At 46.8% G+C, this 22,282-nt stretch carries 20 protein-coding genes; 19 read left to right on the forward strand and 1 reads right to left on the reverse strand.

Annotated features, from left to right (window positions below; all coding sequences use genetic code 11):
* The first annotated feature begins 102 nt into the window (after window positions 1–102).
* From BLCOC_RS01285 to BLCOC_RS01315, 7 genes are all read left to right on the forward strand, one after another.
* Window positions 103–1,764 (forward strand): ABC transporter substrate-binding protein, encoded by a 1,662-nt coding sequence (locus BLCOC_RS01285; RefSeq protein WP_029470869.1) that lies wholly within the window; start codon window positions 103–105, stop codon window positions 1,762–1,764.
* 95 nt (window positions 1,765–1,859) lie between these two features.
* Window positions 1,860–2,822 carry an ABC transporter permease gene (locus tag BLCOC_RS01290; protein ID WP_026255640.1) on the forward strand — a complete coding sequence of 321 codons (963 nt, stop codon included), beginning with the start codon at window positions 1,860–1,862 and terminating at the stop codon, window positions 2,820–2,822.
* Entirely contained in the window at window positions 2,823–3,725 is a 903-nt protein-coding gene (locus BLCOC_RS01295; protein ID WP_018597068.1) for an ABC transporter permease, read from the forward strand. It begins immediately after the preceding gene.
* A gap of 14 nt (window positions 3,726–3,739) precedes the next feature.
* Window positions 3,740–4,921 carry a M20 family metallopeptidase gene (locus BLCOC_RS01300; protein ID WP_018597067.1) on the forward strand — a complete coding sequence of 394 codons (1,182 nt, stop codon included), beginning with the start codon at window positions 3,740–3,742 and terminating at the stop codon, window positions 4,919–4,921.
* 13 nt (window positions 4,922–4,934) lie between these two features.
* On the forward strand, window positions 4,935–5,954 hold the full coding sequence (locus BLCOC_RS01305) for an ABC transporter ATP-binding protein (protein ID WP_018597066.1): 1,020 nt from the start codon (window positions 4,935–4,937) through the stop codon (window positions 5,952–5,954).
* The gene (locus BLCOC_RS01310) at window positions 5,944–6,930 is read left to right on the forward strand and encodes an ABC transporter ATP-binding protein (protein WP_115624119.1); all 987 of its coding nucleotides are present in this window, start codon (window positions 5,944–5,946) and stop codon (window positions 6,928–6,930) included. The genes BLCOC_RS01305 and BLCOC_RS01310 overlap by 11 nt, the downstream gene beginning before the upstream one ends.
* 82 nt (window positions 6,931–7,012) lie before the next feature.
* Complete coding sequence (locus tag BLCOC_RS01315; RefSeq protein WP_174717636.1) at window positions 7,013–8,275, forward strand: M20 family metallopeptidase; 1,263 nt, start codon at window positions 7,013–7,015, stop codon at window positions 8,273–8,275.
* Window positions 8,276–8,639: 364 nt separating this feature from the next.
* Here the strand turns inward: BLCOC_RS01315 and BLCOC_RS01320 are convergent, their stop codons facing one another.
* On the reverse strand, window positions 8,640–9,503 hold the full coding sequence (locus BLCOC_RS01320; protein ID WP_115624120.1) for an AraC family transcriptional regulator: 864 nt from the start codon (window positions 9,501–9,503) through the stop codon (window positions 8,640–8,642).
* Between the two features lie 351 nt (window positions 9,504–9,854).
* Here BLCOC_RS01320 and BLCOC_RS01325 point away from each other — a divergent pair, with 351 nt between their 5' ends.
* The 12 genes from BLCOC_RS01325 (at window position 9,855) to BLCOC_RS01380 (ending at window position 22,215) form a co-directional block, all read left to right on the forward strand.
* Window positions 9,855–10,307, forward strand: coding sequence for a VOC family protein (locus BLCOC_RS01325; protein WP_115624121.1), 453 nt, complete (start codon window positions 9,855–9,857; stop codon window positions 10,305–10,307).
* A gap of 30 nt (window positions 10,308–10,337) precedes the next feature.
* On the forward strand, window positions 10,338–11,786 hold the full coding sequence (locus BLCOC_RS01330; protein ID WP_115624122.1) for an extracellular solute-binding protein: 1,449 nt from the start codon (window positions 10,338–10,340) through the stop codon (window positions 11,784–11,786).
* 82 nt (window positions 11,787–11,868) lie between these two features.
* Window positions 11,869–12,726, forward strand: a complete 858-nt coding sequence (locus tag BLCOC_RS01335) for a carbohydrate ABC transporter permease (protein ID WP_018597059.1) — start codon at window positions 11,869–11,871, stop codon at window positions 12,724–12,726.
* Between the two features lie 11 nt (window positions 12,727–12,737).
* Window positions 12,738–13,622 carry a carbohydrate ABC transporter permease gene (locus BLCOC_RS01340; protein WP_044954436.1) on the forward strand — a complete coding sequence of 295 codons (885 nt, stop codon included), beginning with the start codon at window positions 12,738–12,740 and terminating at the stop codon, window positions 13,620–13,622.
* Window positions 13,623–13,630: 8 nt separating this feature from the next.
* Window positions 13,631–14,365 carry an SDR family NAD(P)-dependent oxidoreductase gene (locus BLCOC_RS01345; protein WP_115624123.1) on the forward strand — a complete coding sequence of 245 codons (735 nt, stop codon included), beginning with the start codon at window positions 13,631–13,633 and terminating at the stop codon, window positions 14,363–14,365.
* A 115-nt stretch (window positions 14,366–14,480) separates the two neighbouring features.
* The gene (locus tag BLCOC_RS01350) at window positions 14,481–15,632 is read left to right on the forward strand and encodes a Gfo/Idh/MocA family protein (protein WP_115624124.1); all 1,152 of its coding nucleotides are present in this window, start codon (window positions 14,481–14,483) and stop codon (window positions 15,630–15,632) included.
* A gap of 29 nt (window positions 15,633–15,661) precedes the next feature.
* Entirely contained in the window at window positions 15,662–16,132 is a 471-nt protein-coding gene (locus BLCOC_RS01355) for a VOC family protein (protein ID WP_029470863.1), read from the forward strand.
* 16 nt (window positions 16,133–16,148) lie between these two features.
* The gene (locus BLCOC_RS01360) at window positions 16,149–16,982 is read left to right on the forward strand and encodes a sugar phosphate isomerase/epimerase family protein (protein ID WP_029470862.1); all 834 of its coding nucleotides are present in this window, start codon (window positions 16,149–16,151) and stop codon (window positions 16,980–16,982) included.
* A 184-nt stretch (window positions 16,983–17,166) separates the two neighbouring features.
* Window positions 17,167–18,534 carry a GH1 family beta-glucosidase gene (locus BLCOC_RS01365; protein ID WP_018597052.1) on the forward strand — a complete coding sequence of 456 codons (1,368 nt, stop codon included), beginning with the start codon at window positions 17,167–17,169 and terminating at the stop codon, window positions 18,532–18,534.
* Between the two features lie 186 nt (window positions 18,535–18,720).
* Window positions 18,721–20,211 (forward strand): alpha/beta hydrolase family protein, encoded by a 1,491-nt coding sequence (locus BLCOC_RS01370; RefSeq protein WP_165907193.1) that lies wholly within the window; start codon window positions 18,721–18,723, stop codon window positions 20,209–20,211.
* A 218-nt stretch (window positions 20,212–20,429) separates the two neighbouring features.
* Window positions 20,430–21,593: a radical SAM/SPASM domain-containing protein gene (locus BLCOC_RS01375; protein WP_115624126.1), complete on the forward strand. Its 1,164-nt coding sequence runs from the start codon at window positions 20,430–20,432 to the stop codon at window positions 21,591–21,593.
* A 7-nt stretch (window positions 21,594–21,600) separates the two neighbouring features.
* Window positions 21,601–22,215 (forward strand): TetR/AcrR family transcriptional regulator, encoded by a 615-nt coding sequence (locus BLCOC_RS01380; protein WP_018597049.1) that lies wholly within the window; start codon window positions 21,601–21,603, stop codon window positions 22,213–22,215.
* Window positions 22,216–22,282: the final 67 nt, after the last annotated feature.

Genomic DNA, 22,282 nt, shown 5'->3' on the forward strand with positions numbered 1-22,282 from the left:
TCCCAGGCTGCATTTTGTTGAGGAAAATTAGATATAGTTGGGACAGATAATAAGCTTTATCTTGGTAAAGCGTTACAACGAAGCAGTAAAAGGAGGAAAATTATGAAAAGAAAGAGTTTAGCATTAGCTCTTGCTGCTGTACTCTGCGTATCCTCCCTGACAGCGTGTGGAAGCTCAGGAAACGACAGCAAAAAAGACACGGCTGACAAGGGAACCGAAGCAGGAACAGAATCCGGCAGCGAAACAAAACAGGTGGAAAAAGAAAAGATTGATGTGCCTGATGAACCTACAAAGGGTGGTACCCTGACCGTATCCTTATCCTCATCACCGAGGAATCTGGACCCGGCAAAATACACAGGCTCTTATGAGGGCCAGGTGATCAACAACGTTTGTGACAGAGTTGTTGAGTACAACAAGGATTTATCAGAGATCGTACCTTCACTGGCAGAGAGCTGGACAGTCAGCGACGACGGACTTACATATGTGTTCAAGATCCGCCAGGGTGTTAAGTTCCAGAAGGGTGAGTACCAGGACGGACGTGAGATGACAGCAGAGGATATTGCTTATTCCTTAAACCGTTCCGCAAAAGACTCTTCCCTGAACCGTCTGGATATGCTTGAGAACGCGGAAGTGACAGGTGACTGGGAAGTGACATGTACACTTGCAGAGCCGAACGCAGCATTCCTGACAGCTCTGACTGACGCAGGTAACTCTGTTGTTCCGAAAGAGGAAGTTGAAGGATGGGGCGATGACTTTGGTGCACATCTTGTAGGTACCGGCCCGTTTGCAATGGAATCCTTTGAGCTTGACCAGCAGTCTGTACTGGTGAAAAACCCGGATTACTGGGTAGCTGAGCCGAATCTGGACAAACTGGTATTCAAAGTGATCACAGATTCCAACCAGGCAGCCAATGCTCTGAAAACAGGTGAGATCGATATTGCTTCCAGCATCACAGGTGAAGCTGTACAGTCTGTACGTGACGACTCCAAGCTGCAGTTAATGGAGATGCCGGGTCTGCACGTAGCTTATATTTACTTCAACCAGGTAAACGGACCGACAGCTGACAAGAAAGTCAGAGAAGCATTGATCAAAGCCATCAATGTAGAGGAGATGACAGCCAGCATTTATCAGTATGGTGAAGCTGTTCCGGCTAAATTATCTCTGCCGCCGGGATCCTGGGGATACGATGCATCCTGTGAAGAACTGGTACCGGATTATGATCCGGAAGGCGCTAAGAAGCTCCTCGCAGAAGCAGGATATCCGGATGGATTTGAATGCGACCTTTATATTTCAAATACAGCATTACGTGAAAAAATGGCAACTCTGGTACAGGCTTACTTAAAGACAAACCTGAATGTTACAGTAAATATCAACAAGAGCGAGTGGGGTACCTTCAGTGAATCCGCATCTTCAGGAAACGCTGATATGTACGGTATGTCCTGGACTTGGTATCCAGACCCATACTTCTTCCTGAACAAACTGTTCTCCAGCAAAGAGATTGGTGCTCTTGGAAACGGACAGGGATTCTCTAACCCAGAAGTTGACCAGCTGCTTGACGACGCATTGAAAGCGACCGACCAGAATGAACGTGCAGATATGTATAAAAAAGCACTGAGAATCGTGACAGAAGAACTGCCGGGTATTTTCTACTCAAACGAAAATGTTATCCATGGACTGAATCCGGAAGTACAGGATTTTGTACAGAAGGCAGACAACCAGATGTTCTTTGTGACACCTTGGACAAATGTCTGGAAAGTGCAGTAATCAATTAAGTTAAGAGTAAATGAGGTTGCAGGGGGTATTGCTGTTCGCGATGCCCCCTGCTTGTCAGATTAAAATGAAAAGGGCGGTAGAAATTCGTGTTAAAAACCATTTTGAAGAGAATTTTACAAAGTATTCCAACCCTCTTGATCGTAGTTACGGTAACTTTTGTTCTGACCAGAATGATTCCTGGCAATCCGGCTCGAAGCATACTCGGACCCCAGGCGTCCCCGGATGCCATTGCGGAGCTGGAAGAGGAAATGGGACTGAATAAGAGTAAGGCAGAACAGTATGTGGATTACATGTTCAATGCCCTGAAAGGGGATTTTGGAAAATCCTATGTGTACAATAAACCGGTGACAAGCCTGATCGCGGAGAGAATTCCAAACACACTTGTCATCACTCTCACAAGTCTCGTGATCGCACTGATCATCGGACTTGGCATAGGTGTGTTTTCTGCGCTCCACCAGTATTCTGTTCTGGATTATGTATTTATGATCCTGGCCCTGGTGGGTGTGTCCATGCCGATCTTCTGGTTAGGTATGATGCTGGTTATGACCTTCAGTGTTAATCTGGGATGGCTGCCGGCTCTGGGTATGGGGGATCTGAGCAATGGCCTGGGTGATTTCATCAGCCATATGATCCTGCCCTGTTTCTGTCTGGCAACTATACCTACAGCTACATTTGCCAGGATCACACGTTCCAGCATGCTGGAAGTTGTCAACAATGACTCTATCAAATCCCTCCGCGCAAGAGGTATCAAAGAGAGCGTAGTCATCTGGAAGCATGCGCTTAAAAACGCGCTTCCGCCAATCGTTACTGTGCTGGGCCTTCAGCTTGCCCAGGCATTTACCGGTGCTATCCTGACTGAGAGTATCTTCTCCTGGCCGGGAATGGGAACTATGATCGTAAGTGCCATTGACAACCGTGACTATCAGCTGATCCAGGGAACCGTTCTGTTTATTGCAGTGGTGTTCGTTGTGGTCAACCTGCTGGTGGACGTGGTCTACATGCTGATCAACCCGAGAGTAAGCTACGAAAGCGGAAAAGGAGGAAACTAAATGGGCGCACAGAATACAGAAGCCTTAGGCGCAAAAGCTCATGAGGAAATGCTGAAAAAAGAGCGTCGGGCCAATAATGTCTGGAATAAACTGAAAAGAAACAAGACGGCTATGATCGGCCTTGTCATTGTGCTGTTTATGGTGGTCATTGCCATTTTCGCTCCCGTCATCACAAGTGTGGATCCGGATGAGATCCATCCGCTGGATACCTTCCTGACACCCGGGCAGGATGGTCATATTTTCGGAACGGATGAGTTTGGGCGTGACCTGTTTGCCAGAATTCTTTACGGTTCCCGTGTCTCCATCATTGTGGCTGTGGGCGGTACCATCGTTGCAGGTATTATCGGAATCCTGCTGGGACTGATTGCGGGTTACATGGGCGGATTCGTGGACGCTGTCATCATGCGTATTATGGACGGCCTTCTGGCTTTCCCGTTCGTACTTCTGTCTATTATCCTGATGACCGTTCTGGGTCCGGGTGTGGTGAATGTTATCATAGCTATCGGCGTGGGAAATGTACCCAGCTTCGCCAGGGTTGTGCGAGGTGAGGTACATATTGTAAAGAACGAGGAATACTGTAATGCGGGAAGAGTTATCGGTGTATCCAATATAAGAATGCTGTTTTCACACATTCTGCCCAACATTCTCTCCCCGGTTATTGTTTACGCTACACTGGGTGTTGCCGGTGCCATCATTTCTGAAGCTGCTCTGAGCTTTTTGGGACTTGGTATCTCTACACCTACCTCATCCTGGGGAAGTATCCTGCGCCAGGGTAAAGACTGTCTGAACACGGCTCCTCATGTAGCTATGATCTCCGGTCTGTTTATCCTTGTCACAGTTCTCGGATTTAACCTTCTCGGCGATGGTATCCGTGATGTCCTTGACCCGAAGATGAAGAAATAAGCAGGAGGTGCCAGATGAGCGATTTTAAAGAGAGAGTACAAAAGAGGGTAGAGGAGATACTGCCTGAATTGATCGGACTTTCCAACACAGTTTGGGAGCATCCGGAATATAATTTTGAGGAGTTTCATGCCTGCAGATCCATGTCTGAACTTTTAAAGAAATTCGGCTTTGAGGTGACGACAGGTGTAGGTGGGATCGAGACTTCTGTGAAGGCTGTGTATGACACAGGAAAAGAAGGTCCAAATATTGGTATCTTCGGCGAGTTCGACGCTGTTCCGGGGATGGGACATTCCTGCGGACATAACCTGATGTGTGCCATGGCTGTGGGAGCCGGAGAAGCGGTTCATTCCGTCATTGATGATATCGGCGGAAAAGTCACGGTATTCGGTACCCCTGCAGAGGAAGGCGGAGGCGGGAAGATCATTATGCTCAATAACGGTGCCTTTCAGGGACTGGATATTGCCATGATCCTTCATTCGGCCAGTGATACAGTGGTAAATGATATTTCCTACTCCAGAACAGACCTGATCGTGGATTACTACGGGAAGACATCCCATGCGGCCACATGGCCGGAAGAAGGCATCAGCGCCTTAAATCCCATTCTTGATCTGTTTCAGATCGTGAACTCCATGCGGCTGGAGCTGGCTGACAAAGGGAAGATCCTGGGGATTATCTCAAAAGGCGGAGAGGAACCCATCTATATCCCGGATCACTGCCAGGCCAGGTTTACTATCCGTTCCTTCAGCATGAAGTATAAGCTGGAGCTTTTGGAGCGCTTTAAAAAGATATGCCAGCATGTGGCAGAGATCACAAACACAAGACTGGAGATATCTGACGATGGGCTTGCCTATGAGGATATCCGCAACAACCAGTCTCTGGAAAGTGCCCTGGAGAAGAATTTTACAGCACTGGGTGAGATCGTAAAACCAAGGGAAAAGGCCCTGGGTATTGGCTGTACGGACATGGGAAATGTGACCCATGAGATACCGGGACTTCAGTCATACGTTCTGGTGGTGCCGGAGACCAGAGGCCATACAAAAGAGTTTGAAGATGCCTGCTACAGTGAGGCGGGACACAAGACTATCGCTGTGGGCTCCAAAGCTATGGCAATGACTGCAGTGGATGTGCTGACTAACCCGGAACTGCTGGAAGCGATCAGGAAAGACTTTAAGGAAATGAAGGAAAAATACGAATAGATGAGGAGTTATTATGAGTGATACCTTACTGACAGTAAAAGATTTAAAGACCTATTTTTTCCTTGCAAGCGGAGTGTCAAAAGCAGTGGATGGTGTCAGTTTTGAGTTGAAAAAAGGTGAGACCATGGGAATCGTGGGGGAATCCGGCTCAGGAAAGAGTGTAAGCTCCTCATCCATCATACGTCTGCTTCCACCGCGTACGGGAAAAATCGTGGGCGGTGAGATCAACTTTGACGGCAAGGATGTGCTGAAGCTTACCAAGAAAGAGCTTTTGGACTTCCGCGGCAAGGATATAGCGGTTATTTTCCAGGACCCAATGACAAGTCTGGACCCTGTATTTAAGATTGGAAACCAGATGGTAGAGATGATCTGTGCCCACCAGGACGTGGACAAGAAAACAGCGTGGAATATGGCAGTGGAAGCCCTGAATAAAGTGGGGATCCCCCAGCCGGAAAAACGTATGGAGGCTTATCCTTACGAGCTGTCCGGCGGTATGTGCCAGCGTGTCATCATAGCCATGGCTGTGTGCTGCAAGCCTAAGCTGGTCATTGCCGATGAGCCTACCACAGCCCTTGACGTTACCGTTCAGGCACAGGTTCTGGCTCTTTTGAAAGAGCTGCAGGATGAGTACAATACCTCCATTCTGCTGATCACCCATAACCTGGGTGTTGTGTGGGAGATGTGTGATACAGTTATGGTGCTGTACGCGGGAAATACCGTCGAATATGCGACTACCAAAGACCTGTATTCCAAACCGCTGCATCCATATACATGGGGACTTCTGGATTCTATGCCAAAGCTCTCTGATGAAAATAAAGGGATGCTGAACACCATTCCCGGTACACCGCCTGACCTGCGTCTGACAGGCAAATGCTGCAACTTCTACAACCGCTGCCCGTACGTGACGGAAAAATGCCGTGCTGAGGTTCCGCCTCTTGTTGAAGTGGAGCCGGGACATTTTGTGGCATGTCACAGGCAGGATCTGGAGAACAAATTAGTCAGAGGGGAAGTGAACGAAGAAAATGAAGGATGAGAAGAAGGTTCTTATGAAGGTCAGAAACCTGACCAAGGAATTTAAGATCAAAGCCAGCAAATTCGGTGAGCAGCCCCAGATCCTCCACGCAGTCAATGACGTTTCCGTGGATATCTATGAAGGCGAGACACTGGGTATTATCGGAGAATCAGGATGCGGTAAATCCACATTTGGAAAGACTCTCATCCAGCTTCACAAAGCCACTTCCGGAAGTGTGGAGTACAATGGCAGAGACATTTTCTCCTTACAGGGAAAAGAGCTGAAGGATTTAAAAAGGGATATCCAGATGGTATTCCAGGACCCTTATTCCTCTCTGGACCCCAGAAAAACAGCGGCAAAGATCATCGCAGAGCCGCTGGTAGTGCATAAGCTGGAGCCTGATAAGAAAAAAAGGGATGACAAGGTGCTGGGCCTCATGCGTGAGGTTGGACTTGATGTACAGCATGTAAACCGTTTCCCTCATGAGTTTTCAGGAGGGCAGAGACAGAGGATCAATGTTGCCCGCGCGCTTGCGCTGAATCCTAAGCTGATCATCTGTGACGAGCCGGTTTCCGCACTGGACGTATCCATTCAGGCTCAGGTTCTGAACCTGTTTAACCGGCTGCAGAAGGAGTATAACCTGACATATGTGTTTATCTCCCATGACCTGGGTGTTATCAAGCATGTAAGTGACAGGATCGCCATTATGTATCTGGGACGTATCGTGGAGCTGTGTGATGCTGATAAGCTGTATGACAACCCGCTGCATCCGTATACAAAGGCATTGTTGTCTGCGATCCCCACGGAGTCTCCTTTTGTAAAGAAAGAGAGAATTGTGATGAAGGGGGATATCCCCAGTCCAATTGGTGACCAGACAGGATGTCCGCTGGCAGGAAGGTGCCCCCAGTGTATGGAGCGCTGCCGTAAGGAAATGCCTAAGCTTATGAAACAGGAGGAAGGCCACCAGGTAGCTTGTTTCCTGTATGATGGAAAATAAAAGGTAACCATTGCCGCCGGGTGCAGCAAAATGCATATCCGGCGGCTGTGTATTTATTCTATTTAAGAAAGTGTGAGCGAAAATGAGTAATGTGACAAGAGCAGAAATTCTGAAGCTGGCTGAGAGCCAGACAGAGGACTTTATTAAACTGGTTTCTGACCTGATCAGGATTCCCAGTGAAAACCCTACCGGAACCCAGAGAGAGGTAGTGGATTTTGTTAAGAATTATCTGAAGGAAGCAGGCATTGCCAGCGAGGAAGTTGCAGCACATCCTGACTTCCCGTGTGTACTGGCAAAAATCGGAAAAGATGACGGATTCAGCGTGATCTTAAACGGTCATGTGGACGTGGTTCCCGCCGGTGACAGGGAACAGTGGGATTTTGATCCGTTTTCCGGTGAAGTGACAGACAAGCTGATCCTGGGAAGAGGAACTTCCGACATGAAAGCCGGCGTGGCTGGCCTTTTGTTTGCCATGAAGATACTCACAGAGTCAAAAGCGGAACTCAACGGCAATATCCGCCTCCACATAGTTTCTGATGAGGAGAGCGGCGGGGAATACGGTTCCAGATGGCTGTGTGACAATGGGTATGCCAAAGATGCCAATGCCTGCCTTATTGCGGAACCAACATCCAACAATACCATTGAGATTGGTCAGAAAGGCGGCCTGACCCTGATCATGAAGGCCAACGGCAAATCCGCACATGGAAGTCTGGGCGGATTTAAAGGGGAAAATGCCATTATCAAGCTCTCAAAAGTGCTGGATAAACTGCAGGATCTCACAAAGATCGAAGGCCACTTTAAGGACAGTCAGGCTCACGCATTGGAGAATTCCAAGCTGATCGCACAGCAGGAGATCGGCGAGCCGGGGATCGGTGAAGTTATCAGCCATGTATCAGCCAATGTAGGTGTGATCCAGGGCGGAACACGTCCGAATATGGTTCCGGATTACTGTGAGGCTATTGTGGATGTACGTCTGCCGATCGGTGTGGACCATGAAGAGATCGAAGAGATGGTGCGCAGGATCATCCGTGAAAGCGGAGAGACGGGCATTGAGTACGAAGCGCAGTGGAAGAGCGAAGGAAACTACACAGACGAGGATGCAGCTATTGTACAGACTGTGAAGAAAAATGCAGAGGCACTGTGGGGCATTGATGTGATCCCGGCTTATCAGTGGGCATCCAGCGATGCAAGAGAGTACCGTGCACAGGGCATTCCTACTATTCAGTACGGTCCTTCCAATACGGAGGGTATTCACTCTTATAATGAGAATGTGGATATTGAGGATGCGGTGAATGCGGGCAGGATTTATATTCTGTCACTGTGTGATCTGATGGGAATTGAGTAAGTTGATACGGAGGATATGAAAAATCGGAAGAAGGCTTTAGTAGCCTTTCTTCCGATTTTTCGTGCAATATTACAGATTGCTAACGCGATGTATGAATGATATAATATGAAAATGGACAGCCGTGTTGCAGGGTGGGTTGACCTCTATTCTTTAGAATGGGGGTGATGTCTATGAAAAATGATTTCCATTTTCAGGATATAATGACCTTTGGCTGTTCCTTCTGGCATATCAAAACTTTGGCCAGTGGACGGGTGGTCTTTCTACTCATTATAACGGTCAACTAACCTTGTGGGCGGCTGTCCTTTTATAGTTTTAATATACCACCTATTTACGCGTTTGCAAATAACCACTTTGCAAAAACTTCTCACCCGGGGAAATGATCAAACATCTTCCTGAACTGCGACGGCGTACAGTTATTGATCTGCTTAAACGTCCTGTTAAAGGACGGCAGGCTGGAAAAGCCGGACTGCAGCGCCACATCCATAATGGAAAGCTCCGGATTTTCCAGCAGCTCCGTTGCCCGTGATACCCGCAGGGATGTAATATATTCCGGCAGGGACATCTGATAATACTCTTTAAAAATCCTGGAGAAATGGTATTTGCTGAACCCTGCAAAGGCGGCAAGATCCTCCAGACTGATCTGTTCTGTATAATGTTCATTTATATATTCTGTAATTCCATCAAATTTTCTGTCATAAGCCTTTTGCTGAGGCGTTTTCTGGGCAGAGAGTGAATTCTCTATCTGATAATTATGTTCCCCGATCACTATGAAAAAGTGCAGCAGTGCTTCATACAGGCGCATCTCTTTGAAGCTGATATCGCTGTAGAATAATCCCTTCATTTTTACGAGGATATCCAGTGGGTTATCCGTAAACGGCGCGGGGTCTGTCACATCAATGACAGGCTGACAGCATAGGAGCTGTCTGTGCGCGATAAAATCATGAAGCTGCGGCAGCAGCATATTAGAAAACTGCAGGACCAGGCAGGGCACCGTACTTTTTTTGGTCAGAGAGTGCAGGCTGCGGGGCGGTACCAGAACAATCTGGTTTTTCGTTAGGGTATACGTCTCGTTGCCCAGCGTCATAGTCATGTCGTTGGACAGGGGAGCCACTATTTCCATGTAACTGTGCCAGTGTGTAGGGAAATGGGAATAGTAGTGCCCATATGACACATTAATGGACATATCGTGTTCAAAGTACATAGGTTCAGATAAATCTGCTTTGATCATAACAAATTACTCCTTATAGTTTAAATTGTAAAAAAGCATAATAAAATATTGCAAATGAAAAATGAATCGACAAAATTTTACAAATACAGACAATAAATTCCTTTGATAAATATTATAAGTTAAATATTGCGATAAATAAATGTGCAGAATGCACAAAAATACTGTTGGAAAAATGTGAACATGTGACTATTGCATATTAATAATTTGCATATACTCAAAATATAAAGCAATAATTATTATATATATAGCAATAAGTTAATGGAAAATACTTTATTCCAATGCTATAGTAAACATATCAAAACCGAAGCGCGTGAAGGTTGAAATGAATACAAGCAAAGGAAGGATTAGATTATGGGAGTAATTGACGGCAAGACGATATGCCAGGTAGCCCTGGTGGTGAAAGACCTGGAAAAGACAACAGAGGAGTACGCAAAGCTTTTCGGTGTTCCGAAGCCGGAGATATTCCGGGTTCCGGATGAGTCCGTGGCGCACACACAATTTAAGGGAGAACCCAGCAGGACAAGAGCAAAGCTTGCAGTGTTTGATCTGGGACAGGTAGTGCTGGAGCTTACAGAGCCTGATGAGGAGCCTAGTTCATGGAAAGATTTCCTGGAGAAGAACGGTGACGGTATCCATCATATTGCGTTTATGACAGATGACAGAGATGCGGCAGTAAAATACTTTGAGGAAAATGACATGCCGGTCCGCCATTACGGGGAATATGAGGGCGGAAATTACACGGTTTTTGACAGCAAAGAAAAACTGGGAACATTTGTACAGGTGAAATACGAACCGAAAAAGTAACGATGGTGTGAAACAGGAAAGGAGAAACGTATGAAGAATAAATTAGCAGCAGCATTATTAACATTATGTATGGCAGCAGGTACACTGGCTGGATGTGGGGATTCAGCAAGTACATCCGCGGACGGGGGAACACAGCAGCCGGAAGAAAAGACAGAGCTGAGCGACGAGGCAAAGAAGGCACAAGAGTCTGTGAAGACGAATGCGGATGAGCTGAAAGCATTGGGGTTGGAAGTGGAAGATACAGATTTGACTGGGGAATTTACATATTGGTCTGCGTTTACGGGGGATTCCCAGGTGTGGGACCAGAGCCGTGTAGATGCATTTAACGAATTGTATAAAGACAAGGGCATTAAGTGCAACGTACAGTTTGTACCTGACGGGGCAGGCATCAACAACGGAAAGCTTCTGTCAGCCATTGCAGGCGGTCAGGCACCTGATCTGGTTATCTGTGACAACGCGGTTTCGGCCTATTCTTATGCAGCAAACGGAAGCTTTGAAATGCTGGAGCCGTATCTTGAGCAGGTAGACCTGGATGTAGATAACTTTTTCAACGGATGTAAGGATGTTATATATTATAAGGATGAGCCATATCTGATCCCTCAGGACACCAATGTAATGCTGCTGTATTACAATCCTGATATCGCTAAAGAAGCCGGGCTGGATCCCGAAAATCCTCCCAAAACATTAGACGAGCTGGACCAGTGGGCAGAAGCCATGACGATCCAGAAGGAAGACGGGACATATGAAAGATTTGGCCTTATTCCATGGCTTGACTTAAAGGATGATGCTTTTACACTTCCGTTTTTCTTTGGTGCAGACGTATATGATTCTGAGACGAATAAACTGAACCTGACTTCACCGGAAGTGGTTTCCTGTATGGAATGGCTGCAGTCCTACGGACAGAAATATGACCCGGAGAGGATCCAGTCCTTTACCTCAGGACTTGGCGGAATGTTTTCACCGGATCATGCGTTTATGACAGGAAAAGTGGGCATGACGATCACCGGAAACTGGTTCTCCAATGCTCTGCGTGTTTATGCACCTGATGTAAATTATAAAGCCTGTGCTGTACCGGTGCCGGACGGCGGACGGGCAAACAGCACGACATTCCAGACAAATGTGTTTGCAATACCGAAGGGTTCACAGAATCCTGAACTGGCTGCACTGTTCATTAAATTCTGTATGTCAGGTGCGGTTAATGAGGATAACTTTGCTCAGTGGAGAAGTATCCCTACAAGTGACGCAGAGTTTGACAATGTAAGCCTGACAAAAGAGGGCGACGAGATGTATTTGATGGAGAGAGAGCTTGCGAACTCACCGGAAAACGGAATACCTGCGCTGTGTTCCTGCTCAGCTGAATTGTCTAAGGCATTTGTAACCTTCCGTGAAGGTGTGATCTATGGAAACATCACGGACATTCAGGGAGAACTTCAGAAACTTCAGGATAAATATCAGGCAGAACTTGATAAAGCAGAGTAAGGTTATCTGCGGTTTATGGAATACTCTGTGCGGCACTTATGTGCCGCACAGAAGGTTTCATCAGAATGAAAGGAGATTCAAAATGGCAAAACCGGATGGGATGAAGAACCACAGAAAAGGCCCCGGTCTGGAAGTTATACTTTTATATGCATTTTTGATTGTTTTAGCTATTCTGTTCGTTCTGCCGATATTTTATCTGTTTATGGGATCTTTTAAGGCAGAAAGTGAACTGTTCAGAACGCCGTTTAAATGGCTGCCTGATAAATTCAGGCTGGATAACTTTGTGAACATGTTTTCATCAATTCCCTTTTTTATGTACCTGAAAAATACAATGATCATTGTGATCTGCAATATTGTCGGCTCTCTTTTATCCTGTTCACTGGTGGCATACGGATTTTCCAGGCTGCGCTGGCCGGGACGTGATAAGGTTTTCATTTTAGTGCTCGTTACGATGATCCTTCCATATCAGGTAACACTGGTGCCCTTGTTCCTTATGTTTACCAAGATGAAATGGATCGGAACATTCCTTCCCCTGACAGTTACCTGCTTTTTCGGGAATCCGTTTTTTATTTTCCTGCTGCGCCAGTTTTTCACGGGAATTCCCCAGGATATTTCAGAAGCAGCCCGTATTGACGGGGCCGGGGAGTTTACTATTTTTTCAAAGCTGGTTATCCCAATGGCTAAACCTGCATTGACCACTGTGGCTATTTTTGCATTTATCCGTTCTTGGAATGATTTCTTAGGACCGCTTGTATTTTTGGGTAAAGATGAACTGTACACACTGTCATTGGCGGCTTCTATGCTGAAATCCAATCTGGATCCGAACTGGAGTATGCTGTTGGCACTGGGAGCGGTTATGATCCTGCCGGTATTGATCCTGTTCTTTGTTATGCAGAAGTATTTTATCCAGGGTATTGCAATGTCAGGAATTAAGGGATAGGAGGGGAAAATATGAAGAAAATGAATATGAGAAAAAAAGAGGCCATTCATGGGCTGCTGTTCGTTTCCCCGTGGATAATCGGATTTCTGGTATTTACCTTATTTCCGATTTGTTCCTCCCTGTATTATTCCCTATGTGATTACCAGGTGATCAAAGATCCTGTCTTTATCGGATTTGATAATTACAAAATGCTGTTTCAGGATAAAACGTTTCTGAAGGCAATGAGTAATACAGTTTATATGATTATTTTTGGAGTTCCCATAACTACATTTATTGCAGTGGCTGTCTCCATTATAATGAATAACAAGAAGTTAAAATACACTGGACCGTTCCGGGTGGCATTTTTTATTCCTACGCTGGTGCCAACAGTTGTGGCATGTCTTCTCTGGATATGGGTTATGCAGCCGGAGACCGGTATAATCAACCGTCTGCTCAGCTATATCGGAATTCAAGGCCCCGGATGGCTTTCCAGTATGTTCTGGTCCAAGCCTGCGCTGATCATTATGATGGTGTGGACCTGCGGCAATGCCATTATCATTTATCTGGCAGGCCTGCAGGATATACCCGACAGTCTTTATGAGTCGGCAGCTCTGGATGGTGCGGGATTTTTCAGACAGACTATATCCGTAACCATTCCGCTTCTGCGCTCTACCATACTTTATAATGTGGTGACACTGATCATTGCAGTGTTCCAGTGGTTCGCAGAGCCGTACATTATGACCAACGGAGGCCCGGACAATCAGACTATGTTCTATTCCCTGTATTTGTATCAGAACGCATTCTCTTACTTTAAAATGGGATATGCATCCGCTATGGCTTGGATCCTGCTTCTGATCGCTCTGGCCATCATTCTGGTACTGTTTAAGGTCTTCCGTTTTGGGGAGTCAGATTATTAGGAGGCAATATGATTGGATTAGTGACCGGCGCCAACCGGGGGTTGGGCTATGAGATGATAAAAGAAGGACTGCGAAGGGGCCACACGATGCTGGCTGGCTGCAGAAACGCCGCAGATGAAAGGTATACAGGCGATTTGCTGGAACTGAAAGCAGAATACGGAGATGATCTGAAGATTCTGGAGATGGATGTAACAGATGAACAGATGGTAAAACATGCGGCAGAACAGGTACAGCAGGAATTGGGACAAATTGATTTTCTTGTGAACAATGCCGGGGTACTGTTTGAAAAAATGGTAATGCCCGGGGACGCCATTGGTGATCTGGATGTGGAAAAGTTCAGAAAAACACTGGATGTAAACGTGACAGGGACAGCCATTGTGCTGAAATATTTCATTGATCTGTTGTATGCTTCCAAGGATGCCTGTATTATGAATATAACTTCTGAGGCAGGACATTTAAGTCCCCAGGGCTACAACTATCTGGCATACTCTGTGTCAAAACACGCCGCTAATATGTACACCCAGAAGATACGAAATTATCTGGCAGAGGAGAAGGCAGAAAAACACATGCGGATCTACATGATCCATCCTGGCCGTATGGACACCATTATGGGAAAAGAAAATGCCCAGATCCCTCCTTCTGAATCCGCGGCAGGACTGTTCGATATTCTGGACAGGAAGAAACAGATAGCTGACATGGATGTGCCCTTTATCAACTACAGGGGCGAACCTATGCCATACTGAGATGGGGATGTGGCTGCAGACAGAATATTCTGCAAAGCGTCTGTGATGCTGCAGAGAGATTCTGGTGCTGTTGAACAGCCGGAACCGGGAAATGGAATACTGTGAGGGATCGAATATGAGAAATGTAAATGTGGGGATACTCGGATGCGGAGTCATCAGCAATACCTATATCCGGGATATCAAACGCTTTTATCCCACCCTGCATCTGGCAGCCTGCGCAGATGTGAATGTGGAACTGGCAAAGAGCCATGCTGAGAAATATCAGATATCTGCAGGCTGTTCTGTGGAGGAGATGCTTGCCATGGAAGATGTGGAGCTGGTGGTAAACCTGACTCCGCCTCAGCTTCACACAGAACTGAATAAGAAAATATTAATGGCGGGAAAACATGTATTCTGCGAAAAACCCTTTGCGCCCACACCGGCCGAAGGGCGGGAAGTGATGGAGCTGGCGGATAGCAAAGGACTTTTTGTGGGCTGCGCTCCCGATACGTTCCTTGGCTCCTCCCTGCAGACCTGCAGAAAGATCCTGGATGACGGATGGATCGGAAAACCTCTCTATGTGACTGCCAATATGATGTCAAACGGTGTGGAAACATGGCATCCGGCACCTGCGAATTTCTACAGGCTGGGCGCAGGTCCGCTGTATGATATGGGTCCATATTATTTTACCGCCCTGGCAGCACTGCTTGGGCCTGTAAAACGGGTCAGTGCTTTTTCAGGCACCGGATTTCCTGCGCGGAACATATATACAGGGCCGCAGAAAGGGCAGGCGATACAGGTTGAGACACCTACCCATTATTCGGGAATTGCAGAGCTTGCGTCAGGAGTCATTGTGAGTATGAATATCAGTTTCGATATCTGGCATTCTAATCTGCCTATGTTTGAAATATATGGGACAGAGGGGACACTGGAGGTGCCGGATCCCAACATGTCCGGAGGCCGGCCCAAGGTCTACAGAAAGGAACGGACGCTGGATGTGCTGTATGACGACAGCGAGGAGACAAAAGCAAAGCAGAACGTCAGCGTGGAGCTGCCTGAACTGTATCCCCATATTGGGGAATACACCAGGGGGATTGGCGTGCTGGATCTGGCCTGTGCAGTGATCGAGGGAAGAAAGCCCAGAGTAAATGCTGAGATGGCCTGCCACGTGATCGAAGCGATCACAGGCATGATGGAGTCAGCGCGCGAAAGAAAAGTATATGAAATGGAAACTACCTGCGAAAAGCCGGAGCCTGTAAGGACCGGCATACCAGCGGGCAGAATATAAATAATAAAATATAAAGTGAGGTAAGAATTATGAGTGGAGTAGTTGGTACAGATTTAGTTTGTCAGGTTGGATTTATCGTAAAGGACATCAATGCCACAAAAAAGAAATGGGCAGAATTTTTGGGGGTTGAGGAACCGGAAGCAGCTCTCTGTGGTGAGTATGAGATCACCCAGACGGAATTTAAAGGTGAGCCTGCACCGGAGGCTAACAGCTACCTTGCATTTTTTGATGTGGGACCGGGTCTGCAGCTTGAATTGATCCAGCCTAATGAAGCACCTTCCACATGGAGAAATTATCTGAATGAGCACGGAGAAGGAATTCATCATGTAGCGTTCAATATTAAGGGAATGAAAATGCCTGAGGCTGTAAAACGCTGTGAAGATTTCGGCATGGTTCTGGAGCAGAAGGGTGAGTACGGAGATGGCAGCGGAAGATATACATACATGAATGGTTATAAAGATCTGAAGTGTATCATTGAGCTGCTGGAAAGTGATAGATGATCAGGAGGAGACGCGGATGAGACTGGGATTATCCAGCCCTCTGGAGCATAAAAGCCCCTGGGAATGGGCTGAAAAAATGCATCGGATGGGCTGCGGCTCTGTGAATTTCCCTGTGGATCACACCTGTGACCAGACACTTTTGGAACAATACGTGGAGGCGGCCGGCAAATATGATCTGATGATCGCGGAAGTGGGAGCCTGGTGCAATCCCATTTCCCCGGATGACAAAGTCAGGGAAGCAGCGTTTACAAGATGTGTAGAGCAGCTAAAGCTGGCCGATCAGATCAGTGCGAGATGCTGTGTGAATGTCTCAGGTTCCAGAGGGGAACGCTGGGACGGCCCTTATAAAGAAAATCTGACTGAGGATACCTGGAAACTGATGGTGAGAAGCATTCAGGAGATCATAGATACAGCAAATCCGGTAAATACATATTATACCATTGAGCCAATGCCATGGATGTACCCTATGGGTCCGGATGAATATTTAAAGCTGATCCATGACGTGGACAGGGAGCGGTTTGCTGTGCATATGGATGTGTTTAACTGGATCACTACTCCGGAGAGATATTTTTATCATGAAGATTTTATGGAGGAGTGCTTCCGTAAGCTGGGACCTCATATCAGAAGCTGTCATCTGAAGGATGTGATCCTGGAACAGGAATTCACCCTGCAGTTCAGGGAGACTGCCTGCGGCAGAGGATGTCTGAATCTGGAAAAGTATGCGCAATTGGCACGTGAGACAGATCCGGATATGCCGCTGATCATTGAGCATTTGGATGGGGATAATGCCTATCTGGAAAGCCTTGCCTATGTGAAACAGCGTTTTGGAGAGGCGGGTATTGAGGTATAAGATATACAGCCGGAGCGGATGGGAAATCAGAATCCCGCTGCCCCGGCTTTTTGTTATATTTTGCCCTTATAGTTGTAAACAAAGAGATTTTAGATTAGAATAAAGTCAAGGATTCAGCGGGTCTGCGCATTTACTGCGCGAGCCGTAAGAAAATATAAAGCTGCATAAAGAGGAGGATATTTTTATGGGATTTTCAGAAAATTTTTTGTGGGGAACAGCCACCGCTTCTTACCAGATAGAGGGTGGTGCTTTTGAAGGCGGAAGGGGTTACACGGTATGGGACGACTTTTGCAGGACTCCTGGTAAAGTCTTTTCCATGCATAACGGGGATGTGGCCTGTGATCATTACCACCGCTATAAAGAGGATGTGAAAATGATGGCGGATATGGGGATTCAGGCTTATCGTTTCTCTATTGCCTGGTCCAGAATACTGCCGGAGGGAAAAGGGGAAGTCAGCCAGAGCGGGATAGACTTCTATAATGCGCTGATAGATGAACTTTTAAAATATAATATTAAACCTTGTCTGACACTGTTTCACTGGGATCTTCCTTTTGCTCTGCACCGTCTGGGAGGCTGGCAGAATCCGGAGATCGTGGACTGGTTTGCAGAGTACGCTGCTGTGGCGGCAAAGGCCTTTGGGGACAGAGTCAAATTCTTTATGACATTTAATGAACCTCAGTGTTTTGTGGGACTGGGACACGTGACCGGAGAACATGCACCGGGTAATCTTATGTCGCGCCGCAGTGTGCTGGAAATGGCTCATCACGTAATGATGGCCCATGGAAAAGCTGTACAGGCCATAAGAAGTCTGGTACCGGATGCACAGATTGGATACGCCCCCACTTCCAATCCGGTGATCCCTGCAACAGACAGCCCGGAAGATATTGAAGCTGCCAGAAAAGCATATTTTGCTGTGGAGGATAAGCCGGATTATATGTGGTCTGTGAGCTGGTGGAGTGATCCTGTGATGTTTGGAAGATATCCGGAGGATGGGTTAAAGCTGTTTGAAAAGGATTTGCCGGATTTTAAGCCGGAAGATTTGAAACTGATGCATCAGCCCCTGGATTTCTATGGACAGAATATTTACAACGGATATAAGGTGAAGAGTGACCATAAGGGAGGATGGGAGACTGTTCAGCGTCCTGTGGGATACCCCAGGACGGGCAACGGGTGGCCTGTGGTACCGGAATCTCTTTACTGGGGGCCGCGGTTCCTTTATGAGCGGTATCAGAAGCCTATTGTTATCACGGAGAATGGGTGCTGCTGCGCAGATGTAGTGTCCCTGGACGGTAAGGTCCATGATCCGAACAGAATCGATTTTTATCACAGATATCTGCGGGAACTTGGCCGGGCAATTGAGGACGGAGTAAAAGTAGATGCCTATTTTGCCTGGTCAGTGGTGGACAACTTTGAATGGGCCAAGGGGTACTCAGACAGGTTTGGCATGGTATATGTGGATTTTGAGACGCAGGAGCGTATCTTAAAGGATTCCGCATATTGGTATTCAGAAGTAATCAAAAATAATGGCGCAAACCTGGCAGATATTCATTAGGCAAACTTGCGCATACCTTATTCTTCGTTTTCTGTATTTTGTGATAAGCCAGTTGTGATTTTGGAATAGTGTGTTATAGTGAAACCAACATAAGAATACAGCAGGTCTGCACATAAACTGCGCTGACTGCAAAAAATGCAGGCAGGGTTTGCACACGTAGTCTGTACTGTAATAAGGAGGGACACTATGAAAAAGAAAATGATCATAACTGTACTGAGTCTTGCCGTTATGCTTGCGTTTTCAGGCTGTTCTGGCAAAGGGAGCGGGAAGGAAAACAACAATACGGAAAAAAATGCGGGAGCAGCAGGTGAAAACACTGACATCGCAGATAAAAAAGACAGTGACGGGGACAATGGGGATAGCACTGCGGATGCACAGGATGAAGCGGATGCACAGGGTAAATCGGATGTACATCAGGATAAAGCAGATGCATCCACAGGAAATCAGGAACTTTTGGCAATATCTGAGGCCTTTGTAAAAGATTTAGTGGAAGGCAGCGGAGACAATATCAAGACAGACTATGAGTACACAGAACAGATGAAGTCCGCAGTGGAGAGTGGTCAGATTCTGACAGCTTTTCAGGATACCCTGAAAGCGGTGGGGGAAGTGAAAGAAATCCGGTCGGCATGGGAAGCAGATCCACAGTCCGGGTACAATATGGTTCAGGTGCCCTGTGATTTTTCTATACAGCCCCTGAATATGGTAGTCGCTTTTCAGGATGGCAGGATAGGAGGCGTTCATACGGATGTCTATCAGGAACAAAAAGAGACGGTATCCTTACCGGAAAATGTCACCGAGACGGATATGAACCTGAGTATAGCAGGCGGCCGCACACTGCCGGGAACATTTGCCGCTCCTAAAAATCTGAAAGAGTATCCCGCTGTTGTATTTGTACATGGTTCAGGCAGCAGTGACAGAAATGAGACAGCAGGACAGATCAAACCATTTCAGGATTTGGCATGGGGGCTTGCTGAGAGGGGAATTGCATCTTACCGTTACGATAAGATTTCTTATGTGTACGGAAAAGAATTGGCGGAAGATAAAGAGTTTACAGTCTATGATGAAACCGTTAATGATGCCGCTGCGGCGGTTAAGATGCTGCGTGAACAGGAAGGCGTTTCAAAAGTTTATGTGGTTGGACACAGCCAGGGTGCACTGATGATGGGTGCAATTGCCAGGGAAGGTCAGCCGGACGGCTGCATTATGATGGCAGGTCCGGCCAGGGGATTTGCGGATACGATTCAGAGGCAGTATGAATTCCTTCAGAGTCTGGATCCTGATCCTTCAGAGCAGGATAAGGCAGTTTATGAGCAGGGCTTAGCGGCAGCGGAGCAGATGAAAAATATTGATTCTCTGCCCGATGACGCAAGAATTATGGGACAGACAAAAACATATATGAAAAGCATTCTGGACTATGATGCAGTAGCGGAGGCGGCAGACATAACAGTGCCGGTCCTTGTCCTGCAGGGTGAGGAAGATTATCAGGTGACAATGGATGATTTCCGGATTTGGGAGGAAAACTACGAGGGGAAGGATAACTGGCAGTTTGTGTCTTTCCCGGGCCTGTCTCATATGTTCACGGAAGGAAAATATGAGGAAGGTCCTGCCAGCTATCAGGGAGCAAAGCATATTCCTGATAAGGTGACGGAGACAATTGCGGGATTTATCAATGAATAGCTGTGAATAAAATATTGCATCTGTTATGCAGACAATCATCAGGTTAGGGATGATTGTCTGTTTTTTATATCATTAGAAAAGAGTTCTATCTCTCGGTAAATGGAAAGTTGTTCATTTTACTTGACAGGCTAGTATATACTAGCTACAATAAAGTAAAGGGCTAGTGAATGCTAGCTGAACGACAGATGACCTGAACGGAGAAAGGGATAGGGAAGAGTATGGAGAAATCACAGTTGGAGCAGTATCTTAGCGACGGGGTTGAAAATATTATGAAAGGAATGAGTAAGACGTTTCTCACAAATCCTAAATCTGCAGTGTTTTTTATGAAATATGCCCAGGCGGCCGGGGCTGCAGCGGAGAAACGCAGAGCTGCAAAACAGAACGGGGAACACATTCCTCCTTTTTTGATCGCCAGTATTACCAGCCAGTGCAATCTTCGCTGCAAGGGCTGTTATGCATGGGCAAACCATACCTGCGGCGGCGGAACAAAGCAGGACGGTCTGCGCGCGGAACAGTGGGATGATATTTTTTGTCAGGCGGAGGATATGGGAGTGAATTTTATTCTGCTTGCAGGAGGAGAGCCTCTGATGAGGCCTGATGTGCTTAAAATGGCGGGGAGGCGAAAAAACATCTTGTTCCCTGTTTTTACTAATGGTACTATGATTAGTAAAGAGATTCTGTCAGGCAGCAGGAATGTTGAACCGGACTCTGGGGAACCTCAGACAGGCTCAGAGGATGTGGATACATATCTGCAGATGTTTATGGACAACAGGAATCTCCTGCCGGTCCTCAGCATTGAGGGTGACAGGCAGATGACAGATACCAGAAGAGGTGCCGGAATTTATGATTGTCTGATACAGACTATGGAGGAGCTGAAGGCACGGAATATCTTGTATGGGGTGTCCATAACCGTGACAAAGGAGAACATGGAGGAGGTTACTGCGGATGTATTTCTTCAAAAGCTTTCTCTGCTTGGCTGCAAAGCGGTCATCTATGTGGAATATGTGCCTGTAGACAGGGATACGGTGAATTTGGCCCCGGACGATAAGGACAGGACATTTATGGCCGCCAGACTTGATATTTTACGAGAAACGCAGAGGAATATGCTGCTGATCTCCTTTCCAGGGGATGAGAGAGCGTCCGGAGGCTGCCTTGCAGCAGGGCGGGGTTTTTTCCATATCAATGCCAAAGGGGGAGCAGAGCCTTGTCCGTTTTCTCCTTATTCGGACACCAGCCTGCAGGATATAAGCCTTAGGGAGGCCATGAACTCACCGCTGTTTAGCAGACTGAGAGAAAATGGAAATCTTGCAGAGACACATAAAGGGGGCTGCGTATTGTTTGAACAGGAGCAGACCGTAAAAGAATACCTGAAAGGGATATGATAAAGTTATGTCAACGAAAGAGCGGATCGTGGAGGAGGCCCTGACTCTTTTTTCGAGCAGAGGGTATCAGGGAACCAGTGTGAAAAATATTGCGGATGCGGTGGGAATCAGGGACAGTTCCCTGTATAAGCACTTTAAAAGCAAAAAAGAAATATTTGAGACTATTGTGGAGGAGATGGCTAAGAGGATGGAGGCCATGAGCCATACCTTTGGCCTTCCGGATGACACCTCTGTGGAGGCGGCAGCATTTGCTTACGGAGGGATAACCGAGGATGAACTGGTGGAGCTGAGCAAAAATGTCTTTCTGTTCTACCTCCGTGATTCCTTTGCGGGAAGGTTTCGCAGAATGTTGACCATAGAACAGTACCGGGACAGAGAAATTGCAGCAGTATACAGGAAGATTTATATGGAGGACAGTATCCGTTATCAGACGGTTTTGTTTGAGGAGATGATACGTCAGGGTGTATTTGCAGAAGCGGATGCCAGGGCTATGGCAATTAATTTTTACGCTCCTATATTTTTCCTTCTGAATAAATACGACAGTCAGGACTGCGATGTGGAGGAAGGGCTTGGGGAACTGGAACGTCAGGTAAGAGAATTTGCCCGCATATACCATAAATAATGAAAGGGCAGAGAAAGAACACCATTTGCCTGAATTGCCGGGATATCAGAAGAAGCGGGGGAGTGAT

It is taken from the genome of Blautia coccoides (assembly GCF_034355335.1).
GTDB classification, from domain to species: Bacteria; Bacillota; Clostridia; order Lachnospirales; family Lachnospiraceae; genus Blautia; species Blautia producta.

What these genes read in the sequence shown, in the direction of transcription:
- BLCOC_RS01285 (WP_029470869.1), top strand. Translation starts at nt 103, where the DNA reads ATGAAAAGAAAGAGTTTAGCATTAGCTCTTGCTGCTGTACTCTGCGTA.
- BLCOC_RS01295 (WP_018597068.1), top strand. Translation starts at nt 2,823, where the DNA reads ATGGGCGCACAGAATACAGAAGCCTTAGGCGCAAAAGCTCATGAGGAA.
- BLCOC_RS01300 (WP_018597067.1), top strand. Translation starts at nt 3,740, where the DNA reads ATGAGCGATTTTAAAGAGAGAGTACAAAAGAGGGTAGAGGAGATACTG.
- BLCOC_RS01305 (WP_018597066.1), top strand. Translation starts at nt 4,935, where the DNA reads ATGAGTGATACCTTACTGACAGTAAAAGATTTAAAGACCTATTTTTTC.
- BLCOC_RS01310 (WP_115624119.1), top strand. Translation starts at nt 5,944, where the DNA reads ATGAAGGATGAGAAGAAGGTTCTTATGAAGGTCAGAAACCTGACCAAG.
- BLCOC_RS01315 (WP_174717636.1), top strand. Translation starts at nt 7,013, where the DNA reads ATGAGTAATGTGACAAGAGCAGAAATTCTGAAGCTGGCTGAGAGCCAG.
- BLCOC_RS01320 (WP_115624120.1), bottom strand. Translation starts at nt 9,503, where the DNA reads ATGATCAAAGCAGATTTATCTGAACCTATGTACTTTGAACACGATATG.
- BLCOC_RS01325 (WP_115624121.1), top strand. Translation starts at nt 9,855, where the DNA reads ATGGGAGTAATTGACGGCAAGACGATATGCCAGGTAGCCCTGGTGGTG.
- BLCOC_RS01330 (WP_115624122.1), top strand. Translation starts at nt 10,338, where the DNA reads ATGAAGAATAAATTAGCAGCAGCATTATTAACATTATGTATGGCAGCA.
- BLCOC_RS01335 (WP_018597059.1), top strand. Translation starts at nt 11,869, where the DNA reads ATGGCAAAACCGGATGGGATGAAGAACCACAGAAAAGGCCCCGGTCTG.
- BLCOC_RS01340 (WP_044954436.1), top strand. Translation starts at nt 12,738, where the DNA reads ATGAAGAAAATGAATATGAGAAAAAAAGAGGCCATTCATGGGCTGCTG.
- BLCOC_RS01345 (WP_115624123.1), top strand. Translation starts at nt 13,631, where the DNA reads ATGATTGGATTAGTGACCGGCGCCAACCGGGGGTTGGGCTATGAGATG.
- BLCOC_RS01350 (WP_115624124.1), top strand. Translation starts at nt 14,481, where the DNA reads ATGAGAAATGTAAATGTGGGGATACTCGGATGCGGAGTCATCAGCAAT.
- BLCOC_RS01355 (WP_029470863.1), top strand. Translation starts at nt 15,662, where the DNA reads ATGAGTGGAGTAGTTGGTACAGATTTAGTTTGTCAGGTTGGATTTATC.
- BLCOC_RS01360 (WP_029470862.1), top strand. Translation starts at nt 16,149, where the DNA reads ATGAGACTGGGATTATCCAGCCCTCTGGAGCATAAAAGCCCCTGGGAA.
- BLCOC_RS01365 (WP_018597052.1), top strand. Translation starts at nt 17,167, where the DNA reads ATGGGATTTTCAGAAAATTTTTTGTGGGGAACAGCCACCGCTTCTTAC.
- BLCOC_RS01370 (WP_165907193.1), top strand. Translation starts at nt 18,721, where the DNA reads ATGAAAAAGAAAATGATCATAACTGTACTGAGTCTTGCCGTTATGCTT.
- BLCOC_RS01375 (WP_115624126.1), top strand. Translation starts at nt 20,430, where the DNA reads ATGGAGAAATCACAGTTGGAGCAGTATCTTAGCGACGGGGTTGAAAAT.
- BLCOC_RS01380 (WP_018597049.1), top strand. Translation starts at nt 21,601, where the DNA reads ATGTCAACGAAAGAGCGGATCGTGGAGGAGGCCCTGACTCTTTTTTCG.